This is a genomic window from Acidipropionibacterium jensenii DSM 20535, assembly GCF_000425285.1.
GTDB lineage: Bacteria > Actinomycetota > Actinomycetes > Propionibacteriales > Propionibacteriaceae > Acidipropionibacterium > Acidipropionibacterium jensenii.
This window is the reverse complement of record NZ_AUDD01000001.1, coordinates 179,777-191,714: the sequence shown is the minus strand read 5'-3', so window position 1 is coordinate 191,714 and position 11,938 is coordinate 179,777. Positions and strand designations below refer to the sequence as shown.

At 69.9% G+C, this 11,938-nt stretch carries 9 protein-coding genes; 6 read left to right on the top strand and 3 right to left on the bottom strand.

The features are described from left to right. Nucleotides 1-46: 46 nt before the first annotated feature. Nucleotides 47-1,420 (top strand): DUF222 domain-containing protein, encoded by a 1,374-nt coding sequence (locus H590_RS0100870; protein ID WP_028702063.1) that lies wholly within the window; start codon nucleotides 47-49, stop codon nucleotides 1,418-1,420. Between the two features lie 123 nt (nucleotides 1,421-1,543). Beyond that, nucleotides 1,544-3,079 carry a glycoside hydrolase family 32 protein gene (locus H590_RS0100865; RefSeq protein WP_028702062.1) on the top strand — a complete coding sequence of 512 codons (1,536 nt, stop codon included), beginning with the start codon at nucleotides 1,544-1,546 and terminating at the stop codon, nucleotides 3,077-3,079. Between the two features lie 25 nt (nucleotides 3,080-3,104). Here H590_RS0100865 and H590_RS0100860 read toward each other — a convergent pair whose 3' ends face one another. Then, nucleotides 3,105-4,601: an amino acid permease gene (locus tag H590_RS0100860; protein WP_051238023.1), complete on the bottom strand. Its 1,497-nt coding sequence runs from the start codon at nucleotides 4,599-4,601 to the stop codon at nucleotides 3,105-3,107. 183 nt (nucleotides 4,602-4,784) lie between these two features. Between H590_RS0100860 and H590_RS0100855 the strand changes: the two genes are divergently transcribed. Continuing rightward, nucleotides 4,785-5,336 (top strand): DinB family protein, encoded by a 552-nt coding sequence (locus tag H590_RS0100855; protein WP_028702060.1) that lies wholly within the window; start codon nucleotides 4,785-4,787, stop codon nucleotides 5,334-5,336. A 25-nt stretch (nucleotides 5,337-5,361) separates the two neighbouring features. Here H590_RS0100855 and H590_RS0100850 read toward each other — a convergent pair whose 3' ends face one another. Continuing rightward, the gene (locus H590_RS0100850; RefSeq protein WP_036980352.1) at nucleotides 5,362-6,813 is read right to left on the bottom strand and encodes an MFS transporter; all 1,452 of its coding nucleotides are present in this window, start codon (nucleotides 6,811-6,813) and stop codon (nucleotides 5,362-5,364) included. Between the two features lie 169 nt (nucleotides 6,814-6,982). On the opposite strand from H590_RS0100850, the gene H590_RS17060 reads away from it, so the two are divergent. The 3 genes from H590_RS17060 to H590_RS14120 are packed head-to-tail and all read left to right on the top strand — an operon-like array spanning nucleotide 6,983 to nucleotide 9,418. Further along, nucleotides 6,983-7,711: an HAD family hydrolase gene (locus tag H590_RS17060; RefSeq protein ID WP_051238022.1), complete on the top strand. Its 729-nt coding sequence runs from the start codon at nucleotides 6,983-6,985 to the stop codon at nucleotides 7,709-7,711. Nucleotide 7,712: 1 nt separating this feature from the next. Then, nucleotides 7,713-8,570, top strand: coding sequence for a metallophosphoesterase (locus tag H590_RS14125; protein ID WP_051238021.1), 858 nt, complete (start codon nucleotides 7,713-7,715; stop codon nucleotides 8,568-8,570). After that, entirely contained in the window at nucleotides 8,567-9,418 is an 852-nt protein-coding gene (locus H590_RS14120; protein ID WP_051238020.1) for a MurR/RpiR family transcriptional regulator, read from the top strand. Before H590_RS14125 ends, H590_RS14120 begins: the two co-directional genes overlap by 4 nt. A 20-nt stretch (nucleotides 9,419-9,438) precedes the next feature. Here the strand turns inward: H590_RS14120 and H590_RS14115 are convergent, their stop codons facing one another. Next, nucleotides 9,439-11,889: a glycoside hydrolase family 31 protein gene (locus tag H590_RS14115; protein ID WP_051238019.1), complete on the bottom strand. Its 2,451-nt coding sequence runs from the start codon at nucleotides 11,887-11,889 to the stop codon at nucleotides 9,439-9,441. Nucleotides 11,890-11,938: the final 49 nt, after the last annotated feature.

Sequence of the window (11,938 nt, the reverse complement as noted above, 5' to 3'; positions counted from 1 at the left end):
GATCGGGCTTGCGAAAACTGTCAGACCTCCCTGCTTGAATTGGTACATGGAGGACACCGGAGGGTTGATCAGGCAGGCCAGAGTGCGACTGGCCGATGCCGATGCCGCCCGCCGTCGCGGTGAGGTGGAGACGATCAGAGCGGTGCTCCAGATCGTCGATCTGTGGCCGAGTCCCGAGCCCCTGCCGGTGGACCGCGACTCCTCCTCCACCCAGATCGCCGCCTCCTCCTCCGACCACCCCACCCTCGACCCCGCCTCCGAGCGGACGGTTGCGGCCGGGTCCGAGGGAGCCGGGGTGGTCGGGGAGTTCGTGGCCCTGGAGGTGGCCGCCACTCTGGGAATCTACGATCCGATGGCCAGCATGATGGTCCACGACGCCGTCAACCTGAGGGGCCGCCACCCCATGATGTGGGCCGCCGTCCAGGAGCTCACCCTCGAGGTGTGGCAGGCCCGCAAGGTCGTCCGTGCCTGCACCGAACTGTCCGCCGAGGCGGCCGGGAGGATCGACGCCACCCTGGCCCGGCTGTGGGGGACCGTCGGCTGGTCGACCATCTCCAGGCGACTGCCGCGTCTGGTGGTGGCCGCCGACACCGCTCTGGCCGCCCGCAAGGCGCGCCGGGCCAGGCAGGAACGGTTCGTCCACATCCGTCACAACGGCGACTCCACCTCCTGGCTCACCGCACGGATGGACACCGGTGCCGCGCTGTGTCTCCAGAACAGCATCCAGCGCCTCACCGACCAGATGATCGACGAGGGCGCCACCGAGGAGCTGCCCCTCCTGCGGGCCCAGGCCCTGGAACTGCTGGCCACCCCCTACCTGCCCTCCTCCTCGGAACCGGCCAACCCGTCGCCGCCGCTTCCGCTGGCCGATGTCGTCGTCCATCTCGACGCCGCCGATCTGGATCCCGCGCGATGGTCGACCGGGGTGGCCCAGGTGGACTGCCGCGGTGGCGATGTCGGCCCGGTACTGCTGGCCGATGTGGCCCGTCTGCTGGGCCATCACCGGGTCCGCGTCATCCCGGTCATCGACCAGGGTGCCGATCCGGCGACCGACGGCTACCGGATTCCCACCGGGACCAGGATGCAGCTCCAGTTGCGCGAGCAGACCTCGATCTTCCCCTACTCGTCGCGACGATCCTGGTCCTGCGATCTGGACCACACCGTCCCCTACCGATTCTCCCGACCCGACTCCCCGGCCCCACCCGGTCAGACCAGGATCTCCAATCTCGGGCCCGTCTCGCGGCGGGAGCACCGGGCGAAGACGGCGGGAAGATGGCGGCTCGAGCAGCCCGCACAGGGCGTGTATCTGTGGATCTCGCCCACCGGGATGCGCTTCGCGGTGGTCAACGGACACACCCATCGGCTCGCCGATGTCGGATCGGTGGAGCGCGGGGAACCGGACGTGGTCGCGGCGCGCTGATCACTCGCCCGTGCTGCGCAGACTGCACATAATCGTGAGTTCGGCCCAGTCAGGACCACTTCTCACAGCATCTGCGCATAAGCTTCTCCTTCGCAGTGATCTGGACCGAAAGAGTGGGAGAGCATGATCGAGACGCTTGAGGGGTCGCGCCCCGGTGAGGCCACCACGGCTGCCACAGCTGAGAGGAACCCGTCGATCGGCGGGTCCGGACTCCCCGCTCCGGTCTCACTTCTGCAACTGCCCGACGGCTGTCACCTGTTCTGCCGGGCCGGGGATCGCTGGAGCCAGGCGGTCAGTTCCGACCTCCTGCACTGGCGCCACATCCCCACCACCGACCACCATCTGCCTGCCGACTCGGGTTGCGTCGTGGCCGACGGGGCCGATCTGGTGGCTCTCCTGCTCCACCACGGCGCCTCCGACACTTCTGGCTCCACCTCCTCAGTCACGATGGCCCGCAGCACCGACTCCGGCCGCACCTGGCACCCTGAGCCCGGACCGGTGGTCGACGTCTGCCTGCCCGGCGCCCAGTCGCCCGTTGCCCAGCCGTCGGACCTCCGGGTGATCCGCGATGAGGCCCACGACCAGTGGGTGATGGTGGTCGCCGACGGCACCGGGTTCACATTCCTGGTCTCCACCGACCTGACCTCCTGGACCGCCACCAGCGTCCTCGACGCCGCCCGCTGGCACGAGGGCGGGGCCCTCTGCCATCCCGATCTCCTCCCACTGGATCTGGAGGGTCAGACCCGCTGGGTGCTGTGGTGGACCAGCGCCGCCTCCCCCCGGACCAATGGGTCGACCACCCGGTACCTGGTCGGCGACTGGGACGGCCGCGCCTTCACCCCGCAGAGAGGTTCGTCACAGACCGGCACCCCGGCGTCAGACCCGGTGCTGCGCACCGATCTCGGTCGCGACCTCTACGCCCCGATCTCGGTCCAGGACGCCTCGGGACGCCGCATCATGATTGCGGCGGTGGGCAATGAGGACTACGCGGATCTGACCCCCGGCAGCACGGCGACCCCCGATGACCGGCCGCCCACCCTGGCCACACCCCGCGAGCTCCGCCTGGTCCACACCCCGGCCGGTCCGCGTCTTGTCTCCGCACCGGTCACCGCGCCAATCGGTCCGGACGCCACCTCGCGCACCGTGGCCGACCGGCCCGTCACGGCGGCGTCCAACCCCCTGTCGCAGCTCGGCGGCCGGGCTCTGGACGCCGAGATCGAACTGGAGGCCTCGGCCTACGACTCCGCCGGCTCCGTCACCCTTCAGATCCGCTGCGACGGACAGGTCCACACCGACCTGGTGTGGCGTCCCGCGGAGGGATCGCTGACCCTCGACCGCAGCGAGAGCGGCGCCACCGAGTTCAGCCCGTCATTCACCGCCCCGAGCACCGAGCCCGGGGTGCCCGCCGAGGGACTGCTGCGCGCCACCTCCGCGACGGTCACCACCCGCTGGCCGCAGTCCTGCCTGGGCGTGATGCGCCGGGCATGGCTGCGGGTGGTGGTCAACCCCTCGAGTGTCGAGGTGTTCAGCCCCGACGGTCTGGTCGCCATCACCTCGGTGATCTTCCCGGGCCCGGGAGCGACCGGGCTGCGACTCGCGGCGACCAGTGGGACCGCTCGGCTGGTGAGCGCCACGGTCCACCCGATCGCCGCGAGCTGAGGAACTGCCTGTCGATCGAGGTCGCCTACTTGTCGGTCTGCTTCTCGGTCATCGCGTACTCCTCCTCGGGGGAGAGCACCAGACGCTTGCGGCCCAGGGTGGCGAAGTAGATGATCGCCAGGACGTACAGGCCGACCACCGTGTAGATCGCCGCGATGTAGTCCGGGTTGAGCAGGACGCCGATGAAGATCACCACCGCGACGATCCCGGCGAACACCGCGCCGCCGATGCCGAACATGCTGACGTGCGGGCGGGAGGCGTTCGGGAAGCGACGTCGCAGGATGACGAACGAGGTCATCTGCAGCAGGTAGGACAGCACCGCGCCCCAGACCGCCATGTTCAGCACCACGGAACCGGCCGAGGAGCTGCCGTACTGGACGATGAACAGGGACAGGAAGCCGATCACCGCACCGACGATGAGGGCCAGGTAGGGAGTCTTGCGCTCACCGGTCAGGGACAGGAACTTCGGGTAGTAGCCGGCCCTGGACAGCGAGTACATGTTGCGACCGTAGGCGAACATGATTCCCTGCACCGACGCCAGCAGCCCGACCAGGGCGAACAGCGACAGGATGGCTGCGAGGTTGCCCGGGATGAGGGCGGAGAAGCCGTCGAGGAGGGGCTGGGAGGACGCCGCCGTCTTGGTCGATCCCAGCACGGCCGGGTTGAGGAAGACGACGATCGCACCGGTGACCATCAGGGTGAGCATGGCCCAACGGCTGGCCCGGGGGATGTCGCGCTCCGGGTTGTGGGCCTCCTCGGCGGCCAGCGGGAGCTCCTCGATACCCAGGAAGAGCCACATCGCGAAGGGCATCGCGTAGACGATCGACCATCCGCCGAACGGCAGGAAGGTGCTGTGACCGGGGCCGGCGGCGACGTCCCACAGGGAGTGGAAGTCGAGCTTCCCGGAGAACAGCGCGATGAGCATGAATGCCAGCAGGATCCCCACCGAGATGAACGCGACGATCACCGCGAACTTGAAGGAGGCCTCGGCGCCGGCCGCGTTGAGCAGGACGAAGACCGCGTAGAGGACCACCCACCACAGCGGCATCAGGCTGTGGGCCTCCAGGCTGAACCCGGTGAGCGTCTTCATGATCTGGTCGGCGTACTGGGCCGAGAAGTAGATCACGACGCCGGTGGTCATGACGTACTCGATGGTCTCGGCCAGGCCCGTCACGAATCCTCCCCACGGGCCCATCGCGGCCCGGGCGAAGGAGTAGGCGCCGCCGGTGTGCGGCATCGCCGCCGACATCTCGGAGATGGAGGCGATCATCGCGATGTACATGCACACGACGATGGCCGCCGCGACCAGGAAGCCGCCGAAACCGGCAGCGCTGATGCCGCCGTTCCAGCCGGAGAAGTCACCGGAGATGACGGCGGCGACACCGATCCCCCACAGCCCCCAGATCCCGGCTGTCCGTTGGAGCTGGCGTTTGTCGAAGTAGCCGTCCTCGGCCCGTTGATAGGTGACGCCGGCGACCGCGACCGGGTCCTCCTTGGCGGGTTTGTCGGTGATGATGCTCATCTGCGCTCCTTGGAGTGTGTGGACTCAGGGCGCGCGACGCCGGGGCGTCGGCGTCGATTGCAGGACGATAACCCCGGAGAACGAGCCCACCGCCCCAATCTGCGGCGCATTAACGAGGTCGTTACCGCACCGGTTCAAGCCGTAACACCCGGTGCATTGTCGATGAGTGACTACCCTTGTCGGATGACCGAGATCTGGCCGGTGGAACCGCCGGTGGCCGGCACCGAGCAGGAGCACCTGGTCGGCATGCTCGACCGATTGCGAGCCACCTTCCGGTGGAAGGCCGGAGGCCTGGACGCCGAGCAGCTGGCCCGGCGGACGACGACCTCCGCACTGACCCTCGGCGGGCTGCTCAAGCACCTCACCTACGTGGAGGACATCAAACTCAGCTGGGCATTCGAACAGGAGCCCGGCGAGCCCTGGCGGTCGGTCGACTGGGACGCCGACCCCGACTGGGAGTTCCGCACCGCGGCCCTCGACAGCCCGGCCGAGCTGTACTCCCGCTACGACCGGGCGGTGAGCACTGCCAGACGCCGTCTCACCGAGCTGCTCGACGAGGGCGGCCTGGACATGCCGACCGCCAGACAGTGGCAGGGACAGACCGTGCTGTTGAGGCGGATCGTGTGCGATCTGGTGGAGGAGTACGGACGCCACACCGGCCATGCCGACCTCATCCGCGAGGCCATCGACGGGCTCGTCGGGGAGGACCCTCCGGAGGGTTGGCAGCCGAGCTGAGCGTGGCGGACGGGCCCGCTCTGTCTCAGTCCTCCTGAGCGAGCACCCGCGGCACGAAGAAGGCGGTGGCCAGGGCTGCCAGGGAGATGAAGAAGGAGATCCACAGGCCGCCGGTGTACCCGGCGAGGGTGCCGGCACCCACCGTCGCGGCCACCGAGGTGACCCCCAGACCGTTGCCGATCCCGAAGGCCGCACCCAGCAACCCGGGCAGCGCACCGGGTGCGCTCCTGGGCGACAGCAGCACACCGAGACCGTTGACCGGTGCGATGCACATCCCCTTGTAGGTGATCCCCAGGCAGGCCAGCGCCACCATCACCGCCCAGCGGTGCTGCGGGAAGACCGCCGCGAACGCGATCACCGCGGCGTTGAGGGTCAGGCCGATCCGCAGGGTGAGGGTCCAGCCGATCCTCCCGGTGAGCCAACCGGTGAACGGGGAGGCGAGGGCGGCGATGGCCGCGGCCGGTGTGATGTAGCACAGCGCGGCGACCGAGGCCGGCAGGCCGTAGCCCACCTTGGTGTCCTGGGCGAAGAGCACGAAAGTGAAGTAGATCACCGCGGAGAAGGCCACCGTGAACAGGATGGTGGTCGCCAGCAGCGGCCAGATCTGCCGCGACACCAGATGGGCCGGGTTGATCAACGGATCATGACGACGTCTCTCGACCAGAGTGAAGGCGACCGCACTCACGACGAAGATCGCGATGTAGATCAGCGTCGTCTCGGCACCCCACCCCTGCGCGGAGCCGTGGGCGACGAGCTTGGTGAGCGCGATGAGCACGACGGTCATCAGGGCCGCACCCCACCAGTCCATCCTCCCCTCGATGAGCCCCACCTCGTGGCGGGGCATCGTCACCCCCACCGCGACCAGGGCGATGACGGCCACCGCGACGATCACCAGGAAGACCGAGCGGAACCCGAACCGGTCGGCCAGGAAACCGCCGAGGACGCCGTCGAACCCCGCCACCCTGCCATTGATGGCGCTGAGCACCGCCACCACCACGGCGAATGTCTTCGGCTGCAGCCTCGCGCCCAGAACCACGAAGGTGATATGGAAGGATCCGCAGGCGATCCCCTGCAGGACCCGGGCGCCGAGCAGCACCGGCAGGTTCGGGGAGAACAGAGCCACCACGCTGCCGATGGCCGCGATGGTCAGGACGATCATCAGCATCCGGCGGCGACCGAGGAAGTCGGACCAGCGGGTGGCCACAACCCCGGCCACCGACCCGGCCAGGAAGAACAGGGAGCTGACCTGGGCGATCTGGGTGGTGGAGGCGGAGAAGGTCCGCGCGATGTCCGGCAGGGTCGGGGCGACCATCGTCGCATTGAGCTGATAGGCCACCACGGCGGTGATGAGGGCGGCGACCAGGCGGACTGCCGGACGTCCGGTGATCACCCCGATGCCTGCGGTGGGAACCGAGGCCGCGGTGTCCGCGCCGGTGGAGGAGGCTGAGGGTGGGGCGGAGGGGGTTGCGTTGGTCACAAGAGACTCCTTCGGCTGCAGATGAGCCGGAATCGAACTGTGTGGACAGCAAGTTCACCAAACGCATAACAGCGCGACACAATGTCCCAGACCCGTCAAACCCACGCGCGATCCCGACCGATGACGATCCGGAGGTCTTCTCGTGAACACCGAACAAGGGGCAGATGGCATGGCGATCTCACACATTCTGGTACTGGACTTCGACGGCACGGTCTGCGTCGGCGACTCGCCGGTACTCGCCTACGGCCACCAGCTCGCCCGGCAGCTGCACGACGACCCCCGCACCGCCGATGTCGACATCGAGGCCACCCTGCGCGACTTCCTCACCTCCTCGAAGGGATCCGAGCCGGCCGTCCTCGCCGACGCCGTCGACGGATACGCCGCCGCCCAGACCCTCGGGAGGCGCCACGGTCTCACCGCCGAGCAGATCCACCGGGCGTTCCAGCAGAGTCGGAGGATGCTCGACGACGGTCTGCTGGAGACCAGCACCCCGAAGGGCCTCCCCCAGTTCCTGGCCGACCTGCCGGCCACCGTCCACCGGGTCCTGGTGACCAACGCCCCTCTGGACGGCGTCACCTCCCAGCTGGAGAAGCTCGGGGTGGCCCCCGTGATCGACCACATCGTCACCGACGCCCACAAGCCGGCCGGCAGCCCCGCCATCCTCACCGGACTGCTGGCCGAGGCGGGCCTCGCCGAGCGCCCGGAGTCGCTGCTGAGCGTCGGCGACGTCTGGACCAACGACCTCGCCCCGGCCCTGGCCCTCGGCTGCCGCACCGCATTCATCGACCGCCGCCGCACCGGGGTCGGCACCCCCTCGGCCCGCGGGGAGACCTTCGAGGAGCTCTACGCGTTCATCTCCTCCTGGGCTGCCACCCCGGTTCTCAGCGAGAGCCACTGAGATGGCCTACTTCCTCCAGCTGTCCGACGTCCATCTGGTGGCCCCCGGGAAGAAGCTCTACGGAACCGTCGACTCCACCTCCCTGCTCCGGGACCTCCTGGACCGCCTGGCCGACGCCGAGCTGGCCCCCTCGGCGGTCCTGGTCACCGGGGACGTCGGCGACCACGGCGACGCTCAGGCCTACCGGACCGCCCGCACCCTCATCGAGTCCTATGCCGGCCGGACCGGCTGCCCGGTGATCTGGGTGAACGGCAACCACGACGAGATCGAGTCCTTCCGCAGCCACATCCTCGACGGCGGGGTCATCGACAGGGTCGAGCACGTCGACGGGGTCCGTCTGATCGTCCTGGACAGCACCGTCCCCGGTGCCAGCCACGGCCTCCTCACCCCCGACCAGTTGGACTGGCTGCGCACGGTGCTGGCCGGCCCGGTCGAACCCACCCTGCTGCTGATGCACCACCCCCCGCTGCGCTGCCCGCTGCCCGGGCTGGACCGCGACATGCTGCGCAACCGCGCCGATCTCGCCGAGCTGCTGGAGGGTTCGGGGGTCTCGATGGTGGTCACCGGCCACACCCACTACGCGGGGGCCGGGGTCTGCGGCGGCGTCCCGGTCTGGGTGGGCGGCTCCACCGCCGCCTACACCGACGTCGTGCCCCCGAGGCAGCGCGCCCGCACCGCCGACTACGGGAGTTTCAGCCGGATCGACCTCATCGACGGGGAGGCGGTCGCCGTCTCCATCCCCTGCCAGCAGATGGACACCGTGCTGGACTTCCAGGCCATCATCGACGGCACGATCGACAAGGACCTGCTCGCCGAGATCGGGATCCCGGCGAGGGCCGACGAGAAGGACCGCCGGTGAGCGAGGCCGCCCTGACCAGCCCGGTCACCGCGACGATCCGGGCCCGCTCACCGCAGTTGCGGAACAGCGAACTGACGGTGGCCCGGTTCATCCTCGAGAACCCCCGGGAGGTGGTCGGCCTCACCGTCAACGAGCTGGCCGCCGCGGTGGGACTGTCCCGGGCGACCGTCATCAGGGCCGCCAAGAGGTTCGGGTTCAGCGGCTACCAGCAGCTGCGGATCGGCCTCGCCCAGGAGGTCGGCCGGTCCCCTCTCGGCCCCGGCGAGCACACCGGCCCCTACGGCGACCTGCTGTCCACCATCGGGCGTTCGGTGGAGGACCTGAGGTCGGCCGGCAGCCTGCTGGACGCCGCCACCGTCGACCGTGCCACCGAGCTCATCGCCCACGCCGGCAATGTCTTCGTGGTCGGCTGCGGGCTGTCCGGCCCGGTCGCCGACGACCTCGCCATGAGGCTGTCGGCCCTGGGCATCCCGGTGAGCCGCACCGTCGACCCGCTGGCGCAGCAGATCGCCGCCTTCTCGCTGCCTCCCGGGTCGGTCTGCGTGGCCGTCAGCGGCAGTGGCCGCAACTCCGCGACCCTCGCCGTGGTGCGCGCCGTGCGGGAGCGCGAGGTCCCGGTGGTCCTCATCACCACCTCCGAGGAGTCCCCCACCAGCAGGTCCGCCGACCTCGTCCTGCTGGTCGCCCTGCCCGGGATGAGCGACCCGACCGGGATCACCGAGATCACCCGGCTCCCGCTGTACCTGCTCGGTCAGGCGCTGGCCGGCGCGGTCGGCCACCTGGTCCCCGACCGCGGGGTCGCCGAGAAGGTCGCCGCGACCGTCAACGCCTTCGCCGTCCAGCCCTGAGGCCGGTCCCCGCCGGAATCTCAGTCCGCCAGGATCTCGGTGAGGGCGGAGACGAGCTCGGGGGTCGCCAGGTCGTAGTCGTGGACCTCCGCCAGATGGCCCAGCGGGTAGCGGCCCACCGAGGTGACGGCGTTGAGCGCCGCCGCCCCCTGCTCGGCGACCAGCCGGTAGATGGTGTCCTTGAGGACGAATCCGGTCTGGGCGGCGGCCAGCAGCTCCTCCACGGCCGCCAGCGTCTCGGGCTGGCCGGTGGTCGCCAGCACCGCCGACCGGACCACCATCGTCCCGCCGGTGCTGCGCAACCTCAGGCGGGTCCGCCCGTCGGCCTCCTCGACCCCCATCAGCTCGCCCCCCTCCACCTCGAACCTGGCCCCGGAGCGCGAAGCGAGGCCGAGCAGGGTGAGAGTCCACTCCACCCGCCCGGACCGGTCCCGGTCGGGACGGGTGATGGTCAGCCGGCCCTCGGTGGCCGACAGCTCCAGCACCGTGGTCTGCCACTGGTCGTCCGCGGTCTCCTCGTCCAGCTCGAACCGTCCGTCGGCCCCGGCGGCGACCAGCACCTCCAGCTCGGGGAACAGCTCCCGGGCGTCCAGCGACTCCCCCTCGGCGACCAGCGGCAGGAATCCGCCGGCCCTCAGCAGCACCGGGATCGACATCAGGTCGCGCCACATCCGATGGCTCCGGCCGCCGCGGTAGGACCGACCGGTGACGATGTCGGTCCACCTTCCCGAGGGCAGCCAGACATCGGCATGGCCCCTGGCCACCACCGGGTCGTTCGGGACGACGATCGGGGCGACCAGCAGCTGGGAGCCGAAGAGGTACTCGTCGAGATACCGGTAGGCCTGCGGGCTGTGGTCCTGGTAGTAGACCGGCTCGACGAGGGACCGGCCGTCGCGGTGGGCGTGCAGGTTCATCGCGTTCAGATAGGGCAGCATCCGGTGACGCAGCCGCAGGTGCTCGATCATCGACCGCTGGCCGGGCTGGGAGAACCGCCACGGCTCCTTGCCGGAGAACCGCGAGGAACTGGAGTGCAGCCTCGTGATCGGGGAGAAGACGCCGAACTGGACCCAGCGGGTCGCCAGCACGTCGTCGCGGAACCCGTCCAGGTGGCCGCCGATGTCATGGCTCCACCAGCCGTAGCCGATATTGGCCCCGGCGGCGGTGAACCGCGGCTGGAAGGCCAGCGACCGCCAGGTGATGAGGGCGTCCCCGGAGAACCCGACCGGGTAGCGGTGGGATCCCGGCCCGGCGTACCGGGAGAAGGTGAGGCCGCGCTCCATCCGGGCCGCCGAGTCGTCGTAGTGGCCCTGGTTGAGCACCCACAGCGGATCCATCCCGGCGGTTCTCGAGTAGGGCCCGGACTGCCAGTCGACCCACCAGAAATCTGTTCCGAGCTTCTCCAGGCCGCGGTGCAGCACACCGAAGTAGGCGTCCATGAAGGCCCGGTCGGTGACGTCGAAGGCGATCGGGGAGCCGCTGGGGGCCCGGCCCAGCGCCCGGCACATCGGCTCGTAGGCCTCCTCGAAGGCCCTCACCCCCTCGGCCGGGTGGACGTTGAGGGTCACCGCGAGCCCGCGCCGGTGGAGTTCGGCCTGGAATGCCGCCGGGTCGGGGAAGAGCTCCCGGTTCCAGGTGTATCCGGTCCAGCCCGACCCGTAGCCGGGATCGATGTCGGTCAGGTGCCAGTCCATGTCGACCACCGCCACCGACAGCGGCACCCCCTCAGCCTCGAACCGGTCCATCAGGGTGAGGTACTCGGCCTCGTCGTAGCGGTGGTAGCGGGACCACCAGTTGCCCAGCGCGAACCGCGGCAGCAAGGGCTGGGACCCGGAGATCGCGAACAGGTCGGCGACGGTGCCGACATGGTCGTGGCCGCCGGCGAACAGGTAGAGGTCCAGGTAGCCGGGCTCGGCCTCGCGGGCGCACAGCCGACCCCGGTCGTCGAGGATCATCGAGGCGGAGTCGTCGATGACGGCGTAACCCAGCTCGCTGACCACCCCCGGGTCCAGGTCCACCGGCCCGTCGGCGACGTCCAGGGTGCGCGCCGCACCGCCCATGTTGCCGTCCAGCCGACCGCGCCCGGCCCGGCCCTCGGCCTGCATCCGCCGGTCGGCCGGCAGGGAGAGGTCCTGCCGGTATCGCCACACCGAGTGGTAGTCGGAGACGCCGCCGCGCACCTCGGCGCTCAGCCCGTGGGTGGAGAAGGGTCCCCGGTCGTAGTCGAGGATGAAGAAGTCGGTGGTGACCCGCACCCCGGTGCCGGTCTCCTCCACCCGGTGGTCCACCACGGGCAGATCCCGGTGCACCGCGAAGGTGGTGGGGCGGTCCTCGAAACGGCCCGAGGGGGACCACTCCAGGCGGATCACCCGCGGGGTGAGCGGGGTGAGCCGGTAGTGCTCTCCCTGCAGAAGGGAACTGGGCAGCAGAGAATTGGGCAGCAGGGGATCTGGTCGTGCCGGGTCGCAGCTCATGGCTGGATTCTCCTCGCGGAGTCGCCGCGCGGTGGCCGATCGGGAGCGC

Coding starts and splice junctions, on each gene's coding strand:
- H590_RS0100870 (WP_028702063.1), top strand. CDS start 47: ATGGAGGACACCGGAGGGTTGATCAGGCAGGCCAGAGTGCGACTGGCC.
- H590_RS0100865 (WP_028702062.1), top strand. CDS start 1,544: ATGATCGAGACGCTTGAGGGGTCGCGCCCCGGTGAGGCCACCACGGCT.
- H590_RS0100860 (WP_051238023.1), bottom strand. CDS start 4,601: ATGAGCATCATCACCGACAAACCCGCCAAGGAGGACCCGGTCGCGGTC.
- H590_RS0100855 (WP_028702060.1), top strand. CDS start 4,785: ATGACCGAGATCTGGCCGGTGGAACCGCCGGTGGCCGGCACCGAGCAG.
- H590_RS17060 (WP_051238022.1), top strand. CDS start 6,983: ATGGCGATCTCACACATTCTGGTACTGGACTTCGACGGCACGGTCTGC.
- H590_RS14125 (WP_051238021.1), top strand. CDS start 7,713: ATGGCCTACTTCCTCCAGCTGTCCGACGTCCATCTGGTGGCCCCCGGG.
- H590_RS14115 (WP_051238019.1), bottom strand. CDS start 11,889: ATGAGCTGCGACCCGGCACGACCAGATCCCCTGCTGCCCAATTCTCTG.